Source organism: Bradyrhizobium liaoningense (assembly GCF_018130785.1).
In the GTDB taxonomy this organism is placed as follows: Bacteria; Pseudomonadota; Alphaproteobacteria; order Rhizobiales; family Xanthobacteraceae; genus Bradyrhizobium; species Bradyrhizobium liaoningense_A.
Window position 1 is genome coordinate 1 of sequence record NZ_JAFCJT010000044.1, and the last position, 17,287, is coordinate 17,287.

The window sequence follows — 17,287 nt, forward strand, 5'->3', positions numbered from 1 at the left end:
CAAGTTTCCGGCTCCGTCGACAGGGCTGGAAAAACTGCGGCGACATGGCGGGCCGTGCGTACGGCAAAACCGTGTGGGTTTTGCCTCTTGGCTTCTCACTCTTGAAATTGTTGAAGTTTCGGACGCTATCCCCAAACCGCCATGGCCGGGTTTGGGACGGTTAGTTCACGCTTTGATCAAGCGCGGCCTGACATGCACGAAGGGACGGGGAACTAAGGGCTCGGCTCATTGCTATCGAGACGATAGTCAGCACGCCGATGGCGGTTAAGCCCCAAACCAGCGCATATTGCATCCACGGTCGCAGCATAGCCGCCCCGTCCGGTTTCCTGCCGTAGCGAGGAATATGCGGAGCAATGGTGCGCTCGTTGAGATAGATCAATGGCTGAAAAGCACGGCGGCCACGGCGGCGACGGTGAAAGGAGACCATACTCTCCGTCGTCCAAGTTAAACGGTGCAAAAGTATACCTAAGAAACTGGTAGTTGGGCGCAGGCAACACCCGGCTGGCCGCCGGTCGCCTCGGCATAGGTCTCGCGCAGCTTGTCGAGCGTCAGGCTGGCGTCGAGGGCGACGCCGGCGCGCTTGGCCATCGCGATCAGGGACAGCTTCTTGCGGGAGGCGGCGGCGGTGTAAGTCTCGACCTCCTTGAGGTTCTTGTGGCCAGAGATCGACATGATCTCGAACGGGGAACAGCCGGCCTCGGCGAGGCGGACCAAGCAGAGCTTGCGCAGGCCGTGGCTGGTGCATTCCGGCAAATCGGCGTCGTCGCACCATTCGCGCATCTGCTGGCCGAGATACTTGGCGGTGTAGATGTTGCCCTCGGTGGTGACGAGGAAGCTGGTCGCTCCCGTGACCTTCATCGCCGCGATGGCCTTGGCGAGATCGCCATGCACCGGCACGTTGATGAAATGGCCGTTCGTGGTGCGGCCCTTCTGCGGCTGGTAGTCGGTCAGCACGCCATTCTGGATGTGCTGCGGGCCGATCTGGCGAGCATCGGAAATGCGCACGCCCAGATTCAGCATCAGTTCGAGCGCGAGGCGCGGCTTGCCGCCGAGCGGATACTTGGCGCGATAGACCTCGACATCCGACTCGGACCATGGCCGAAAGCCGCCGGTCTGCGGCTTGCGCGCGGTCTGCACGCCGGCACATGGATCGGCCGCGATCAGGTTCTCGCGCAGCGCCCATCCCGTGAAATGGCGCAAGGCTTTCAGCCAGTTGCTTTGCGCGCTCGGCGTCTTGTCCGCGATGATCTGCTGCACATGGCCGCGCCGCAGCGCCCGCAGCTTGTGGACGCCATAGTCGAGACGGAAACGCTCGATGATCGGCTTGCGCAATTCGCGCGAGGTCTGCGCCTGCTGCTTCCAGGCGTCGCTGGCGAGATAGCGCACCACCGCCGCCTCGACCGAGCCCGGCGCGATGTGATGGGTGCCTTTGCCCGGCATCGCGCCCTGGCTTTCGGCCGCTGCCTTGTAAGCGGCCATGAACGGCGCCGACCACGGCAGGCCTTCCAGCGGCACGCGCGGGCCGCCGGGCTTGCGGAAGTAGTGCCTCGCTTTGCCATGCCGATCGACGAAACGATCGACATACGGCGGCATTTTCAGCTTCATGTTTGGGTTTCCCTTTTGCGCGGGGCCCCCACGGCCCCGATCGGGCGGACATTCCCAAACCGGACCCGGCGCTGGAAGCGGTTTCACCGGCCGGTCCCCCTGTTTTTGCGGATCGCCTCGTCCCATGCGGCGACCTCGTCATCGAGCGGCGCGGTGCCCTCCGCCTCGCCAAACTGCATCACGACGTTGCCGTCAGCATCGAACTTGATCGCGCGGACGGTAAGGCCGGCCTTGAGTGCAACGTTGATCACGGCCTTGATGTCGCGTTGCCTCATGGCGACACCTCGGCTGCCACCGTGGGGCGCACCACGACCTTGAGCCACAGCGCGCCGGGCACGCAGCGCAGGATGGCGGACTCAAAGCGGTTGGCAATCTCGTAGGCGAAGAACCTGTTCTTCGCCGACAACGTGACGACGTCGCCGACCACCGAGATGAGTGCGACCTCGCCGCTCTCGAACCACGAAACGAATTGCTTAGGGTCGGCGATCTGTCGCCGCAGCCGCGCGCCGAACGTGTTACCCGGCTCGCTGAGAACCCCAGGCGCGTCGGCGGGGTCGCTAATGCCGTCGGGTTCCGGTAGCACGTCCGGCTTTCCTTCGGAGAGCCCCTTACCTTGCTGGCCTTCGTGCCCGTTGGGCCGCGCGCCGAGCGCGTCAGCGCGCCGGCGAGGCGCGTGGCTGTCACCGCTCTCTCGGTCGTCGCCGAGTTTAGGAAGTGTTTCTTTAGTAGTTTCCCCGGAACGCCCGTGCCGGCTTTTACGACGTGGCTTTGCCGGGTTTACGACGTGGCTTTGCCGGGCTTCTGAGTCCAAACCCGGCACTGGTTTACCGGGTTTGTCACTCTTAAACCGGGCATTGGCTTGCCGCGTTTCTGGTAGGGTCAGCGTGTAGTGGTTGGAGCGGCCACGGCCGCCACCGGCATCGGTCGAGATAAAGCCAGTGGCCTCCAGACGCCGCAGCACATAGCGCACCGTGCGGACTTGCAGACCGGTGGCGGCGGCGAGGCGCGGCAGCGACTGCCATGTCACCATCTGGCCCGACGCGGCAAATTCGGCGCCCGAAATGTTTTCGACGAGTTGGAGCGCAACCCTGACGCAACTGCCGGCGCGCAAGCAGTGGTTAGCCCGCACCGCGTTGATCCAACGAAAAACTGCCGTGGCCTTGTTCATGCGCTGGCCTCCCCGCCGGGAAGCGACGCGCTTAAACCCGGCTGAATCATTCCGGGTTGATCAATGAGCACCTTTTTCGGGGAATGTCGCTAGGGGGAGCAGCAGATTTCCGCGCAAGAAGTCGGGCTATTTGTTGCGCAACTTTTCGCGGGCCAAATCAGGCCGGAATAAGCCGTGCAACACGGCCAACAATACGATCATACTGATCGAACAGCCGCACCGCCTGCTTGTAGCCGATGCTGGCGACGTGGCGGCGACTCAGTGCCCTCGCCACGATGTCGCCGGCGCGGTTCTTCCTCAGGTACGGCCAGCGCGCCATCGTGATCGTCATGAGCACAGCGACGCCGATGTCGCGCCGCACGTTGTCGTCCTTCCGGCCGCGCGCGTCCGGCGTGATGTCGCGCAGCGCCATGCGCTGGATGTAGGACCGCCACGCCGTAGTGGTGGCGAAATCACCGGGGACGTCAAGCTGCTCGGCGACGAGCTCGCGCAGAGCCAGGTCGATCTCGCGGTTGGTCTCGGCCGCCTTGGTAACCTGCAACATCGGCAAGGTGCCCCCGAGCACCGCCTTGCGAACGCTGGCGCGCAGCAATTGCCGCCAGGCGTCCGTCGTCATCAGGTCGGCCACGATGTCGACCAGACCCGCGACCGCAGCCACCATGTCCCTTTCCGCCATACGCGGCATTAGCTCGAGTTCGGCCGCGACCTCAGGCGACGGCAGGAATTTGGCGAGGTCGGCGGGCAACGCGGCGTGCTTCATGGCGGACTCCCCGTGACCGGTCAGCGCAATATCCTAGCACAAGCTGGGGCGACTAATCGCGAGGTCGCGCATCGTCGGTATGGTGGCCTACTGGCCGACCGATCCGCGCCATGGCCGATGGCTCCCCCGGGGGGCGGAGCAAAAAGGACAAGAGCCCGCGAAACTAGCGGCGCGCAAGTTTTTCGTCCGTTTTCGCGGAATTGATAGTCGGGAACCCCTCGGGACCGGCCCGGACCCCCGACCAACCCTGGCGCCACCGCCCGCGACAGTAAGCGCACCGCCGGCAACCTTGGCGCAAAGGTCGGCAGGTGAGCGACCGCCGGCAGTCGCTGAAATTCCGGCGGCCATGTCGGTCACTCCCAATGCCTCTGCCCTACAGAAGGCGTGACCGCGCAAAGACATTTTTGCCCAGCGCGAGCAGCTCCGGATGAATACGTAGGTAACTCGGCCCGCCCACGCAGATCGAGCAGTTGCTCGAACGACTTGGGCGGCATCGAGATCATACCTCGCGGCAGTCGATGAGGCGGCCCTCAGAACGAAAAGATGAGCAAAGCTACCAGCACGACGTTGAGCGCGCCCACCGCGACCACGACGATGTCAAAGAGGCGGGTTAAGCCGATCATGATGTTTTCTCCGATACACGCCTACCGGGTATTAAGATGCCTCGGCTACAACTGGCTGTCTATGCAGTTTGTGCTAGCATCAAGCTCGCAGACAACGAAAGACCCGGCCGTACAGGCCGGGTTCTTAGTGGTCGCGCGGCTCACCCCTTCGCGCTGGCGAGCAACGTGCCGTCCGCGAGTTTGCGGAGCTTGAGGCCCTTGCGCTGCGCGAATTGCTTTACGTCGATCTTCCAGCCCGTGGCCTCAATGATCGCGGCCCGCGTGGTGCCCTTGCTCGCGGTCAACATGCGCAGCGCGATCTCGGCTTTGCTGCCGGCCTTCGGCTTGGCCTTCGCGGGCTTGGCAGCCTTCGCGTTCGGGGGCGCCTTCGGGTTCTCGGCCTTCGGCTTGACCGGTTCGGTCGGCTTCTTCGCCTCGGCCTTCGTGTCCGGCTGATACGAGGGCGGCACCAAGATTGCGCGGCCGTCAGCGATGGCGTGGATCATTGCCTTGCGGCTATTGGCGGCTTCCTTCTCCATCACCGGCCCCCAGGCGCGGGCGGTGGCGAGCGTCGGGCGGCCGACTTTCTTCCACTCGCGGCCGACAAGAATTTGCACGGTAAAGGCCCGCGCGGTTGCGATGGCGGCAATGTCAGCGGCGCTGAGCGGCGTTGGCTTCGGCATGTTGGGCTCCTTTTGCGGGTCTCGGAATGAGGCGCGGAGCTGCTCAGCCATGGAACGGCGCGGTGAGGAAGGCGCGAAGCAGGGAAATCATTCCCTTCGGCTTTCGGGGGCCAAGCCGAAAGATTCTGCTCGATCAAAGTACTGCCGGTTTTTGACCCGAACCGGACATAGCCCGGCATCATCTTGTGCCGTCGCTTACAGTCATGCCCTAAGGAAAGAACACGATTGTCGCGTCGTCGGTGGTCTGCCCGACCTCTCTGAGGTCATGCTGAGGTGCCTGAGGAATTGCCGTCGATTGGCCGGGCAAGACGAGCATCGAATTCGGGGGTGAACCGGCAAGGTCAAGAAGAAGGCCCTCGAGTTGCCTAGCAAACTTGAGACCGACAGAGTAAATCAGGAGCTGTCTCCAGCGGTGTGGCGGTGGGAGGTCATGAAGGCCGCCTGCCCAAGGATCTGGAACATCAGTCGTGATCGAGGCTCCATCCCATTGGATGGGACGCAAATTGCCAGGGCACCAAAACGAGTTTTCGGAAGTGATTGTTCCAACCGTGCTTCCGTATTCGACGTCGTCGATTTGGAAATCCCATCGAACGCGCAATGCGGTTCTCTCGTAGCCGCCCCAAGAGAATTGGGGGGCGCGCGTCAACGTCGCCGTGCCGTAAGCAGAAGCTGCCACCGCGCTTGCGAAGCACTGCTCTGCTGCTTGAGTGAGTCGCGCGGATGCGCTGAAGCGACGGCCGGACGTGTTGAACTCGCGGCCGAGCAGGCTGCGTGCTTGACCCCGCAACGACTGCTCGTCGAGTTCGATCGGCAAATCGGCGTTCGGAGTCCACACCCGGGCGAAGCGAGCCATCCGGCCTTGCAGGTCGGGGCCGTCGAACAGGAACAGCTCGACGAAGGGACGCCAATTGTTAAGCCACACTTGGGATATTCGACGATCGATATGGCGCGACTGCAGCTCTTTTTCGGGCCAGACGAATTCATCTTGCCAGGGATTGAGCCAGACGCCCGGATTGGCGCCCGGAAATATTACTGGAACGTCGGCGGGGGAAACAATGATGGCCGGATCCCTTAACCCGGCGGGCGCGGCGACATGCGGTTCGTAGTCGAGCGTCAGTTTGTAGGCGAAGTCTGGGCCGAGAATGAGGTCAGCGGCGTCCCGACCTTCTCGCCACAGAGCGAACTGCTCGAACACCGTGAAGAGTTCTTTACGCTGATCCATGGTACGGGCGTCTCGCACCCGAGCGCCCAGAACCGCCAGAAACTCCGCGACCGAGGCAGACTTGCCAACAAGTGCCTGCACCCATTCGGGGGGGTCTCGGATGAGATCCCGGGGCATCGAAGTTCTTTCTTGCGCAGAAGAAACGTCGCGGAAATATGCAACGCCATCGCGGAAGACCACCTCTGGATCGTGTTCACCGACGCTTTTGCTTTGCATGGCTTGATCCTCCACAAGCATTTATGCCGGTCCTCGTAGACGAGACTAGCACTGCACATCGTCCCCGACTGTGAAATAAGGCACATAGCTGCCCGGATGGCGCGACGGCACGTCCACACATGGCCCTTTCTCGGACCTCTTGCGATGTCCGTTTCTACGCCGCTGTTAGGGGATAAGCGGACATCGGCTTCAAGCAGATGCTGGTGCTGTCCTGGCGTGATCGGGGCATCTTGTTTCTCTCTTGCGCCCGGACTCAATCAGGCAGAGACTCGGCGTCGGTTCGGCGGTCCTGCGGACGCGCAGCATATACCCACCGGATCATGGCTAGCCCCGATCTTTCACGGCAACCGCCGAGGGTGTAGCCATGTCCGCTCTGACCGACCCCTATGAACTGAAACGCGCTATCAGCGACGTTCAATCCAAAATCAGCCGCCTTGATCACCGCCTGCAACATGCCGCCAGCGGCGCGCCGGGCGATGACCGCTCGTTGATCACCCGCATCGCGGCCTGCTTGCTGTTGGGGAGATCGCAGAAGCGATCGGCAGGCGCGCTCGCCGCACAACTCTGGCCGCACGATCTCGAACTCAAGGCGGCGGTATCGCCGGCAATGACCAGTGTGAGCGGCTGGGCGGGCGAACTGGTCGGTTCGCTGGTGCAGGACCTCGCTAGCCGGATGCTGCCGTCCTCGTGTTTCAGCCAATTGCGCACGACCGGCTTGTCCTATGACCTTACCGAGGGCGGTGTCGTCAAAGTGCCGTCGCATTTGAGCGCACCGTCCGGCTCGTTCGTTGGCGAAGGCCAGCCGATCCCGGTCGCGAGTTTGCTGATCTCCTCGTTGACCTTGCTGCCGAAGAAAGTGGCGTCGATCACTTCCGCCACGAGAGAGACGCTGTCCGGCTCGGCCGCCTCAGTCGAGACTTCGTTGCAAGCGATCCTGACCGAGGACATGACGCTGGCGCTCGACACCGTGCTGCTCGATGCCACCGCCGCCGATGCGATCCGGCCCGCCGGCTTGCGCTATGGCGCTGCCGGGCTGACGCCGGCAGCGGTCGGATCGGGCAACACGATCGACCGGTGCTTGACTGATCTGAGAACTCTGGTCGCCGCGATCGCGCCTGCGCTGCGGCCTGTTTTGATCGTCGCGCCCGCGCAGGCCGTGGCCGGCAGTTTGCTCGCCGACAGCATGTCGGCCGTGATCGTCGCGCCGTTTCTGACCACCGGCACCGTCATCTGCGTCGATGCCGCAAGCTTTGCGAGCGTTCTCGGCCCGCCCGATCTGCTCAGCAGCGAGGAAAGTGTTATTCACGAAGTTGACGCCGCGACGCAGCCGATCGGCTCGGTCGGCTCGCCCGCCGTTGTCGCTGCGCCGAGCCGCTCGCTATTTCAAACGGCCGCGATCGGTTTGCGAGTCCTCATCGACGCCAATTGGGCACTACGCCGCACCAATTCAGTGGCGTGGATGTCCAGCGTTTCGTGGTGATCGCCATGAGCACCGTCCGCAACGACGACTTCCCAATCCGCAACATCGGCTCGACCATCGATCTGCTGGTGCTGCTCGACGACTACGCGAAGGAATGCGCCGACGAGCTGAGCGACATTTCGCTGTTGGCGGCTTGGGCATTGATCGGCGGGCTCGTGGTCGCATTGGAGGATCATAGCGCCGGCAACCGCGTCAACGCGCGCAACGCCTTCTTCGGCGGGCTCGTCGCGCGCATCCGCGCCGTCCGCACCTCACAGTCGCTGTGCAAGGCTTTCTCGCAGCGCGAATGGGCGAAGCAGGACAAAGCCGCGCGGCGGGCCGTGAGCTTGGCGAAAGAGAACGCGCGGTTGAAAGCCCGCATTGCCGAGCTTGAGGCCGAACAGCAGCGGCAAGTCGGCTACGTCTTGCGTGTTGTCAATGAATGATGTGACGGGCGCGGCAAATGGCATTTCTCGAATTGAAGCGGCGCGGCGGCCGGCTGTTGGCTGAGCAAGACGCGATGCGCGAGCACCTGGAGGCCTGCGGCTTTCCCTACCTGGTGACGGCGTCGACCGATGAGGCCATCGCCTGGCTCAAGGCGCGCGGCATCCTGCGCGGCGGGTTCGTGGTGCAGTGAGCGCCCGCATCCGGCGAGAACCGCCCTCACAAGGGGCTGGCGCAATGAGGGGTACGGTTCCCGCCAGGGGCGCTGGTAGGAGAGTATGCAACCTGAAATCATTTTTCGTCGCAATTGTCCAAGGGGACATTGACACAAGGTGCACCTGCGGCGATCAGTCGCTCATCGCTTAATGCCACGCACTGCGATCATGCTGCAAACCAGGCAACACCGCATCGGCGCGGCGGGTTTACGGTGCAGTGATCTTGTCTTGCGCCCTATGCCGCACCCTTCGCCATACGACCGGGCTGATTTCGTCAAGCATCGACGCCAGAACTTCAATGGTCTCGGTAACGACCGGAAAAGTTTTGTAACCAGGGTCTCGGTATCTGAATGAATGGTTTTGGTGATAAGGGGCCAACATGTTGATCACCTCGTCGGTCTTTTCGTTTACGGGCTGATAGCCGAGACCGCGCGCGCGGTCCCGCAACACATCGAGGTGGTGACGGGTGTCCTGCTTTTTCAGTTCGCGCTCGTTACCTCCCGACGCGAGAATGAATGCCTTTAACGACAGTTCGATGCCATGACAGAGCAGAAAATACACCGGCGAAAACAGATCGCTGTCGCTTTGCGATAAAACATTCGCAGCTTTCAAATATTCTTTGGCGTCCGTCAGGTATCCCATGCCCACAAGTTCGGTCGGGCGAGAGGCCATCTTATGCTCCATCGTTCCTGTTCAACGCCCGCATTACGCCGATCCGCGCGAGCATCAACAGACCACCGCGTTCGGCAACCAGCAACAACGCCTCGATCGCGGCCTGCCATTCAGGCGACCATGGTCACGCTTCGGCAGCTTCGTGATGTAGGTGGCGGCATCGCGCAGAGTGACCAGTTGCTTGCCATCGGCCAGGACGATCGGCACGTCGAAGGATGTCGACCAGGGCATCGCCGCTATTGGCACTTGCCGTAATACTGTGAAGGCACGACCGCCCTGCCGATGATCGTGTGCCGACTATGAACGGACGACCCGTCGTTTGCGATCGTGGTGGTCTGGATTGCTCCGCTGGCGAGCTTTTCCTGAAAGGTGATGCCTTGATTACCACCCACTGCGGCGACATCCGACATTCCGGCGTTGCCGATGATGACGGCCTTTTTCGTCGCCGTATCCAGTGCAAATTCCAGCGAAAACGCTTCGGCTGCTAGTCCTTTTGGTGAGGCTATCAGGGTGTAGTCGCATTTCCACCGCAGCGTTTCAGCCCGCCCTGGCGTAGTTTGTCCGAGTGTCAATAAGCCCAATGAAACGAGAACTAGCGTCCGCATAATTGCCCCAGCAAAACATCGACGCCAGCAAAAGCGAAGCCGCCGGCCGCGTCAATACTTTGAGACCATCGCCCTAGTGGATGGCGCCAGAAATGGAGCGGTGCGGATCGAGGGAACGGGTGAGGATGGGTATGGCCGCATTAAACCGCACTCTCCTCGGCTCGCAACCCCGCCGCAATGCGGATGGATCGTGGGGGTTTCTCGCTGGGCGGCGGGTTCTATTCCACTATGGGCCGAGCGGCCGGGCGTGCTTATCGCCCGGCAACGCCCTGGCGGTCGAGCTACTGTCGCAGGACGTTTGGTACAAGGCTTTTGACGGGAAGCAATAAAGCAAAGGGCCACTGTCCTGGGACAGCGGCCCCTCATGCTTCCGGGTTTCAATAATTCCGAAATGAAAAGGCTTTGCCAGCCCCGGACGCTACCATTTTTTCCCAGTTAATAAATCCTTGCCATAACAAAAGTGAATCCGAGTCGAGAATTGGCAGAAGCCTGACCATTGCCGCGACCAACTCGGGCACGGTGAACTCGTCGCGGGCTGGTCAACCCGACGCGGCATGGCCCCGTGGATCGCGCCGCGCGGGGTGTAGTGCATTATTTCGGGGCGGGATAGAAAGGGCGGGGCCGCGCCAAAGCAACGCGGGGCCGTCCGCCGATCAAAACAAAGTAGCCGGCCGCCTGAGGATGAATAGGAGCCAGCGCTAATTCGCAGAGCGCCGCATAATCGGCGCGCAGTTTGTGTAAATGATCTTGTTGGACGAACCGAAGCGGAAATAGAGTCGAACCGACTTACCTGCGTAGCTTTGATAATCGATCTGGACGCCGTGGCCTGTCAGACTCACGTTGTCGAGCGAGAAAGAGGGTGTTCGCTTGGTTGCGAGCTTCGGTGACCAGTAGCTGGCGATCGCGTCTCGCCCCGTCAAACTGACGTGTTCGCAGGCGCATTCCAACACTGCTCCCTCATCATAAAGCTTGAGCAGCGAGGCTAAGTCGCCGCGCCGGGCGGCGTCGAGCCAGTCCACCACAGCTGCGATAGGGTCAAAGTCGTCCCGTGAAATAGACATCCATGTTCCATCGAAAACAAACGTCTCACCCGACGCGGAGGTAGTGTTTAGAGGATGAACGAGCGCTGAACCGCGCTACCGCAAGAATACGGGGCCGCCCCGCGATCCATTGGAACAAGCGCCCCACAGGTGGCCGCGTGGATCGCGGCGGGCGGGCACTGGTGCGTTGCCCCTGGGCGGGCGGCGTATAGGCCCGGCCATCGCGGAAACCGGTAATACAAGTCCCCCGCGCATCGGCGCGGCCAATGCGGCCGTCCAGCACGAAAATGGCGGCCCGCTTTCCGGGGCCGCCATCCGCCGCCGATCATCCGCTGGTTTGGGTTTTCAATGTATTCGCATGTGTTCCTATGTCCGCTATCGCGCGGGTTTGGGAGTGCAAGCCATTGAAATCCCGACCAGAGGCAAGTTCGTGTGGTCCTTGCTGCAAGCGTTTTTTCCGACCTGTTGAAATCGACGTAACCTACTGAAATTAAGAGCATTATTTGGCGTCTGCCAGACGAGCGGAAGGTCCGCCCGAAACTGCTAGGCCCTAGTCTCACAGGATGGGGTGGTGCGACCTTGGCCGGGCGCGCCCTTGAGCCGTAGTCCAGTCGCGTTCTACGGCTTTCCTGCGGCCCTGCTGATGCGCTGGCGCGGCCTCGCGGAGTGGCTGGGCGCGCTGTAGTGCCTTCCTGCGGCGTGCCGCAGCAAAATGACGCGATCGGACCAACTCAAATCTTGGCGAAACCGATGTAGATTGCTTGCGCCATCTTGGTGCCCTCCTGCTCAAGGACGGTGACAAATGCAGCGCACTGCCACCTGCACATGCGGACAGCTATCGATCACCTTGAAGGGCAATCCTTTCCGCGTGCACTGCTGCAACTGCACGGAATGCCATAGGTTGACAGGCAGCGCTTTCAGCACGGGCGCGTACTTCGATGATGAGCAGGTCAGCTCGATTTCAGGCCAGCACAAGGCCTACACTCGAAGCGGGGACTTCGGACGGAAAATCACCTCCCACTTCTGCCCCACCTGTGGTGTGACGGTCTTTTGGAACGCAGAGTTATTAGCCGGCAAAACCGGCGTCTCTGTGGGCTGTTTTGATGATCTGCAGGAGTTTCCGCGCCCCGCCATGGCTGCTTGGTGTCGCAGCAAGTTTCCGTGGATCGAGTTCGCGCCCGAAATACCGCAATCTCAACAGCAGACAAGCTAATCTGAGCGGTGGTGTCGCTGATAGCCGAACAAAGCGGGCATTATCAGTTTGACCGGTCATGTCTGCTAAGGGGCCATGTGTGGACGGCTCCGGGTTGGCAAGAAGAAACTTCACGTCGCAGCATTGGTCGGAGCAGCCATGTGTTCGGCCTGTTTGCGCGGTTCACATGACCGCTGGCCATAATGCCCTCCGCGGATCAGGTCCCGGTCACAAGCACGCATTCAAAGATGCCATGGCCCAAGTGGGTTGTCCTGATCGCCGAATCGACCGGCACTGCATTACGTGCTGTTCGCCCTCCCAACCGTCTACGTCACACCGGATGTCCGGTGTAATCTCGTCTCGTCACGCCGCCAGAGCGGCGGGTTCATTGTAACGTTCGCTCCTGGCCATCATCGCCCAGGCCATCCGGGCGAGTTTGTTGGCGAGTGCGATAGCGGCAACCTTGGTGGGGCGCCGAGCCAACAATCGAGTGAGCCAGGGCCGATGATCGGTGCCTTGGATCTTGGCATAGCGGATCACTGCGAGCGCGCCAGCGGTGAACAGGCTACGCAAATAGCGATCCCCTTGTTTGCTGACACTGCCGAGCGTGTCGTTGCCCCCACTCGAGCTCTGCTTCGGTACGAGCCCCACCCAGGCCGAGAAGTCCAGTCCCGATCGGAAAGCCTTGGGATCGGCAATACTGGCGACCAAGGCTGTTGCCAACGCTGGCCCGACGCCGGGGATCGCGTCCAGCCGTTTGCTCGTCGCGCTTGATCGATGCTAGGCGATGATGCGTCGGTCGAACTCCAGGATTTGAGCCTTCAGCGCGCGCAACTGACTGCCGAGAGCAGCAAGACACGGGCCACCTCGGGGAGCCGATGGTCGGCGGTATCGGCGACGACTTCCAGCAGTTGCTCGACACCCCTGCGCCCGACAGAAGCGACAATCCCGAACTCGGCGAGATAGGCGCGGATTGAGTTGATCACGGCGGTCTGCTGGCGGATGAAGAGATGGCGCGCCCGGTGAAGCATCAGACAGCTCTGTTGCTCAACCGTCTTGGTCGGCACGAACCGCATATTGGGTCTCGTGACCGCCTCGCAAATTGCCTCCGCGTCGGTGCTGTCGTTCTTCTGCCGCTTGACGTAGGGCTTCACATACGCCGGAGGCATCAATCGTACCGTATGCCCCAGCGCCTGCAGCTCGCGAGACCAATGGTGCGATGATGCGCACGCCTCGATGCCTACCAGGCATGGCGCCAGCTTCTGAAAAATGCCAGGACGTGGCGGCGCCTCAACTGACGGCGCAGGACCACCTGGCCGGCCGCATCAACGCCATGCACTTGAAAGACCGACTTGGCGATATCGAGACCGATTGTCGAAATCGACTGCATAGGCTGCTCCTCCGAATCGTGGGAGCCTCAAACGGCGCCCACTCCTTGGCACTCTCGTGGAGGAGCCGTCAACAGCATCAGAAGCGGGAGCACTCCACTGAGTGAGATTTCGCTTCCAGGTGTAGTCTTCAGCTTCGGGTCGAGGTTGCAGGTAATCAGGTTGAGGAGGAAGTCGGTGGCGACGCGAGCGAGGCCTCGATGTTTCGTCATTGCTCGCCTCGTGCTAGACTTTGCCTGCCCGATCAGGGAGAACAGCCATGACCGCCGAGTTCGATGAAGACCGCTTCAATATGGCTATCCGTAAGTTTCTGAAGCATGTCGGAGTTACATCGCAGCGTGAAATTGAGAATCTAGTGCGTAGCGGAGAGGTGAAGGGTGGCAAGCTCAAACTGCGAATGATCTTGTCCGCGGAGGGGACGCCGCTGAACCATGTGGTCGAGGAAACAGTCGCGCTCTGACGATTGTCCCGGCTGTGGGAAGCCATGGCCCTGATCCTCACGAAGGCTACCATTGCGGTCGCCGGCCGAACGTCGCCTTCGGGGCATTCACGACTGGGTTGAAGCAGCGGCAAGCGCGGCATGGTCGGCTATGCCGCCGGAAGCGGAAGTGAGTTATCCTGCGGCAACGCGATGCCTGAGACTGTCACTACCGGCGGCCTCCGCGCGGTCGCAGCCGACGAGGCCGGTCGGGCAAGCGACTGGCCGCGCGCTCGGGCGAGGCGGGCTGAGGCGAACGCCCCCGTTTGTTTGTGCAAAAGTGAACAGACCTGCTCAAGGAGCGGTCTACGCCCAACGGGCTCGGCGCCCCCGTCGGGCAACCTCCAACGGCCCCGGCACTAGGGCTGTAGTGCCGAGGTCGTTTCTCCGCCTGCATTGATCAGGCGGACATAGGTCCCGCTCTCGTGCAGTTCGAGCCAGCCCTGCTCGACGGCATATTTGATGCCGGCGCCAAACTGCGGCCCGCTGCCCTTCAGCTTGTAGAGGAACGGCGCGTTGACCTTCTCGATATGAATGCCTCCGTCCTGCACGGCCTCGATGCTCTTTGCCAACTCGACCAGTTTGCGGGCAGCGGCCTCCGGATTGGCGAAGGTGTGTTCGGCGGTCAGTTTCATTCGGTCAGGCGGTGCGTGGCGCGGGCGCGCGAATCGAGGGCAGGATTAGTAATTAGCGCGCAGCAGAAGCACCGGGCAATGCCGTCGGATGGCATCACCCGGCTTGGCCGCCCTCAATTCGCTGGCGCAGATCAAGCCAGCGTTCGATGACGACGCCGAAATCGTCGCGATATCGCCACGCGAGCCGGCATCTCGCCACCGTCAGAAAGTCGTCGAACGTGATGTAGAAATCGATTGGTAGCAGGCCGAGCCGGTCTGAGTGAACGACGGCGCCCGTGCGGCTCATATCGTAAGCAATGACACGCAAATTCTGGCTGCCATCAAAAAAGAGCAGCCCTTCGGTAGGATGCTTGTTCATGTGCAGTCCTCGGTACGTTGGCCGCGCTGGCTTTTGGTACGTAACGGAAGCGCATGTGTTTAATGGGAGCAACCATACGCCCTTCAACCGGACTGAAAATCTGGAACCCGATTTAGAGTTAAGCGGCGAATTTTATTAAACTGTTGCTTGTCCGGAAACAGCGCATCGTCTGGCGTCGGCGTCCCAGCCGGTTAATCCGGCTCCCAGCCATACACCTCAGCGGGTACCCATGGCCGACATCCCATGGCGAAGCCTTCAAAGATGAGGCGGCCCAACTCACTGCCTTCGCGCAGACCTTTGAGTTGGCGCACGATCATGCGGTACTCGGCACTGCCCTCGCGCACATCGTTGAGCCGATAGAGCACGTCGCGGATGAGCTCTTCGAGCTCGTCCCCCTCGCGCCGAGCTTCCGCCTCCTGACGCTCAAGAGCGTCGAGCAGGTTGATGATGCGCTGCTCCCGCGCCTGCTCATCGAGATCAGTCGTCGGGCCTCCGTGCCGCCCCCATTGCGCGTCGATGTAGCCGTCGGAGGTGGGGTACTCCTGACGGAGCAAGCGAGCCAAGACCGGGTCGTCTTCACTAAGGCGTTCCAGTTCTGCGCGCTTGTCCGACATAACGTGCCCCTCTCGCACTATTCCGATTCTACCGAAGCCAATGAAGTCGGCAACGGCTCAAAGTGCCGTGACCGGGAAAAACCCGACGCCGCCGATCAACCTGTCGTTCGTCGGTGCAACGCCGTCGCTCGTGGATGGCGGGACCACCATACGCCGCGCCCAACGGCTCTGGTGGCCCTCGCGGTGGACAGCTGTCGCTGAGGGTGGGAGCGACCCCGGGGGCTTAGCCGGGATTGAAACGACCACGGTACCGGTACGGGTTATTCAGACGAACCGCGCGGTGCCGTCGCCGCCCGCGCATGTCTGCTTGTGGCCCTCAGGCGAAGAAAGGCAAGACGTCCGGCACGTCAGCGGACTGTGAAGACCGGTATGAACTGATTGGCCCGTCTGGCCCCCGAGCGAGGATGCGGTATCGATGGAGAGCCAAACAAGAGGCAAGTAATCGCTCTGTACTTGGTTTGCGGCATGTTCGCTTTTGGAAAATCCTTCTCCGGAACGCAGCTGGGTTTTGCGGGGCGAACCGCGAACCAATTGTGGTGGTGAGGAATATTCGTCTACGAAATTGGTGGTTTGAAGTTAACTCCCGAGCATCTGCGCACCCTTGCCTGCCTCCACCACGCGGTACTCGGCCTCGATGCTGTAGCCGTGCCGCGCGCAGAACGGTTTGATCGCAGCCTGCTGCGCCTCCAGGCCGAGACCGCTGCGGCATTGCTTCGGTTTTGAAACGCGGATGTAGGAAACGGCGGGGCGCATAGAAGGTATCTAGCGGATGAAATCGTAATTCGGAATCCGCTTTCTTCGGAAACTGCGATTGAATGTCCGAGCTGATAAACGGGCTCCCACTCCGGCCGCCGTCAGCGCTGTGACCAAATCACGGAGGCGTTCGGGCGTCTTTTCATCAGGTCGCGCAAGCGCTAACAGCCGCTCGGTGTGCCGGCTCCCATGGCCCCTTCAAGCAGACCACGGTCCCAGTCCGCCGTCGGCAGGCTCAAGATTCCTTTTGACCCAGGGGAGGGGGGAGGGAAAAATCTCGTAGAAAAGCATGCTTGTTCTTGTGAGCCTCCTTGTAGAAGTCCTCGGCCGCTCCTGAGGCATCAAAGGGTCAAAGCTGCTCTCATCGGATTGGTTGACCAGATCGGCCTATCTCGCCGAAACGGGGGCCGTCGGCTCCGGCCCTCATACGTGTCTTTCGATACATTCCTAACCGACGGCTCGGCGCGACCAGCCTTTTTGGGTTGCCGACACACCTAACTATGTGCACCGAAGCAGGGCAGCCGTCCCGCGTCACCCTCTACCTTGCCGCGACTTACGCAGTACGGTGTTGGTATGGCCGTGCTGGACGATGTCGATAACGAGAAGTCGTGTTGGTTCCTGTCCTTCGCTGACGCCTGTATGCCAGCGTCCCACCGATTCGACCACGAAGTCTCCCGGCCGATACGTCTTGCTTTGACCGGTGTCCGTGTCGGTCACGCGCAAGCTTCCCGACAAAATGTAGCCGTATCGAGGATATGGATGCTCGTGCTCTGGAAGCTGCGACCCAGGGGAAATTTCGAAGATCGACGCTATCAGCTCCGCGCCTTTGTTGGGCAATACGATCTTTTGCCCTGCCGACGTAGTCATCGTGGAAAGCAATTTCTTGATCGTGACGTCCGTTTGATGATGCGCTTCCGTTTGCTGCTGAGCGTAGGCTTGTGAAGTCAGCGATGCCAACAATCCGACGACGAGGCATTGCAGGCTGTGGGGCAGTGTAATTCTGCGGGTTTGGCATATCGCGGCCCAAAGAGCTCCGGCGAATCTAATCATCTTGAAGGGTCTTTCTGTTTGCGTGATCCATCGAGGATGCCGAAGCGATCTAGCCACCAGAGGATTGCGCGCAAGTCTTCAAAATTCACAGTACGGTGTCCTTGTTAACGACAGCAGTCGTCATTCCA

Annotated in this window: 18 protein-coding genes and 2 pseudogenes; 5 read left to right on the forward strand and 15 right to left on the reverse strand. The window is 61.3% G+C overall.

Features of this window, described 5'->3' with window-relative positions:
- Positions 1-465: 465 nt before the first annotated feature.
- The 6 genes and pseudogenes from JQ627_RS38120 to JQ627_RS38145 form a co-directional block, all read right to left on the reverse strand.
- On the reverse strand, positions 466-1,605 hold the full coding sequence (locus tag JQ627_RS38120) for a site-specific integrase (RefSeq protein WP_212489462.1): 1,140 nt from the start codon (positions 1,603-1,605) through the stop codon (positions 466-468).
- 83 nt (positions 1,606-1,688) lie between these two features.
- Positions 1,689-1,880 (reverse strand): hypothetical protein, encoded by a 192-nt coding sequence (locus tag JQ627_RS38125; RefSeq protein ID WP_212489463.1) that lies wholly within the window; start codon positions 1,878-1,880, stop codon positions 1,689-1,691.
- A pseudogene (locus JQ627_RS38130) lies at positions 1,877-2,776 on the reverse strand (hypothetical protein); the annotation flags it as partial. The gene JQ627_RS38125 and the pseudogene JQ627_RS38130, both read right to left, overlap by 4 nt.
- Positions 2,777-2,930: 154 nt before the next feature.
- Complete coding sequence (locus tag JQ627_RS38135; protein ID WP_212489465.1) at positions 2,931-3,533, reverse strand: hypothetical protein; 603 nt, start codon at positions 3,531-3,533, stop codon at positions 2,931-2,933.
- Between the two features lie 763 nt (positions 3,534-4,296).
- Positions 4,297-4,818 carry a hypothetical protein gene (locus tag JQ627_RS38140; RefSeq protein WP_212489466.1) on the reverse strand — a complete coding sequence of 174 codons (522 nt, stop codon included), beginning with the start codon at positions 4,816-4,818 and terminating at the stop codon, positions 4,297-4,299.
- Between the two features lie 208 nt (positions 4,819-5,026).
- Entirely contained in the window at positions 5,027-6,277 is a 1,251-nt protein-coding gene (locus tag JQ627_RS38145; protein ID WP_212489467.1) for a hypothetical protein, read from the reverse strand.
- A gap of 343 nt (positions 6,278-6,620) precedes the next feature.
- On the opposite strand from JQ627_RS38145, the gene JQ627_RS38150 reads away from it, so the two are divergent.
- From JQ627_RS38150 to JQ627_RS38160, 3 genes are read left to right on the forward strand one after another with little or no spacing between them, the layout of a single operon-like run.
- Positions 6,621-7,736 (forward strand): phage major capsid protein, encoded by a 1,116-nt coding sequence (locus JQ627_RS38150; RefSeq protein WP_212489468.1) that lies wholly within the window; start codon positions 6,621-6,623, stop codon positions 7,734-7,736.
- On the forward strand, positions 7,730-8,161 hold the full coding sequence (locus JQ627_RS38155; protein ID WP_212489469.1) for a hypothetical protein: 432 nt from the start codon (positions 7,730-7,732) through the stop codon (positions 8,159-8,161). The genes JQ627_RS38150 and JQ627_RS38155 overlap by 7 nt, the downstream gene beginning before the upstream one ends.
- Before the next feature lie 17 nt (positions 8,162-8,178).
- Positions 8,179-8,352: a hypothetical protein gene (locus JQ627_RS38160; RefSeq protein WP_212489470.1), complete on the forward strand. Its 174-nt coding sequence runs from the start codon at positions 8,179-8,181 to the stop codon at positions 8,350-8,352.
- Positions 8,353-8,581: 229 nt separating this feature from the next.
- Here the strand turns inward: JQ627_RS38160 and JQ627_RS38165 are convergent, their stop codons facing one another.
- The 3 genes from JQ627_RS38165 to JQ627_RS38175 all read right to left on the reverse strand — a co-directional run bounded on the left by JQ627_RS38165 (position 8,582) and on the right by JQ627_RS38175 (position 10,712).
- Positions 8,582-9,046: a hypothetical protein gene (locus tag JQ627_RS38165; RefSeq protein WP_212489471.1), complete on the reverse strand. Its 465-nt coding sequence runs from the start codon at positions 9,044-9,046 to the stop codon at positions 8,582-8,584.
- 236 nt (positions 9,047-9,282) lie between these two features.
- Positions 9,283-9,651, reverse strand: coding sequence for a hypothetical protein (locus tag JQ627_RS38170; RefSeq protein WP_212489472.1), 369 nt, complete (start codon positions 9,649-9,651; stop codon positions 9,283-9,285).
- Positions 9,652-10,349: 698 nt separating this feature from the next.
- Positions 10,350-10,712 (reverse strand): nuclear transport factor 2 family protein, encoded by a 363-nt coding sequence (locus JQ627_RS38175; RefSeq protein ID WP_212489473.1) that lies wholly within the window; start codon positions 10,710-10,712, stop codon positions 10,350-10,352.
- A gap of 781 nt (positions 10,713-11,493) precedes the next feature.
- Between JQ627_RS38175 and JQ627_RS38180 the strand changes: the two genes are divergently transcribed.
- A complete protein-coding gene (locus JQ627_RS38180) occupies positions 11,494-11,904 on the forward strand; it encodes a GFA family protein (protein WP_212489474.1) in 411 nt (136 codons plus the stop codon).
- Positions 11,905-12,246: 342 nt separating this feature from the next.
- On the opposite strand, the pseudogene JQ627_RS38185 reads toward JQ627_RS38180, so the two are convergent.
- Positions 12,247-13,273 (reverse strand): annotated as a pseudogene (locus JQ627_RS38185) (IS110 family transposase).
- Positions 13,274-13,530: 257 nt separating this feature from the next.
- Here JQ627_RS38185 and JQ627_RS38190 point away from each other — a divergent pair.
- The gene (locus tag JQ627_RS38190; RefSeq protein ID WP_212489476.1) at positions 13,531-13,731 is read left to right on the forward strand and encodes a DUF6494 family protein; all 201 of its coding nucleotides are present in this window, start codon (positions 13,531-13,533) and stop codon (positions 13,729-13,731) included.
- A gap of 377 nt (positions 13,732-14,108) precedes the next feature.
- Here JQ627_RS38190 and JQ627_RS38195 read toward each other — a convergent pair whose 3' ends face one another.
- From JQ627_RS38195 to JQ627_RS38215, 5 genes are all read right to left on the reverse strand, one after another.
- Positions 14,109-14,384: a hypothetical protein gene (locus JQ627_RS38195; RefSeq protein WP_212489478.1), complete on the reverse strand. Its 276-nt coding sequence runs from the start codon at positions 14,382-14,384 to the stop codon at positions 14,109-14,111.
- A gap of 94 nt (positions 14,385-14,478) precedes the next feature.
- Entirely contained in the window at positions 14,479-14,742 is a 264-nt protein-coding gene (locus JQ627_RS38200; RefSeq protein ID WP_212489479.1) for a hypothetical protein, read from the reverse strand.
- Positions 14,743-14,933: 191 nt separating this feature from the next.
- Entirely contained in the window at positions 14,934-15,356 is a 423-nt protein-coding gene (locus JQ627_RS38205; protein ID WP_212489480.1) for a hypothetical protein, read from the reverse strand.
- Positions 15,357-15,932: 576 nt separating this feature from the next.
- Positions 15,933-16,109, reverse strand: coding sequence for a hypothetical protein (locus JQ627_RS38210; protein WP_249143733.1), 177 nt, complete (start codon positions 16,107-16,109; stop codon positions 15,933-15,935).
- Positions 16,110-16,640: 531 nt separating this feature from the next.
- Entirely contained in the window at positions 16,641-17,159 is a 519-nt protein-coding gene (locus tag JQ627_RS38215; RefSeq protein ID WP_212489481.1) for a cupin domain-containing protein, read from the reverse strand.
- Between the last annotated feature and the right edge of the window lie 128 nt (positions 17,160-17,287).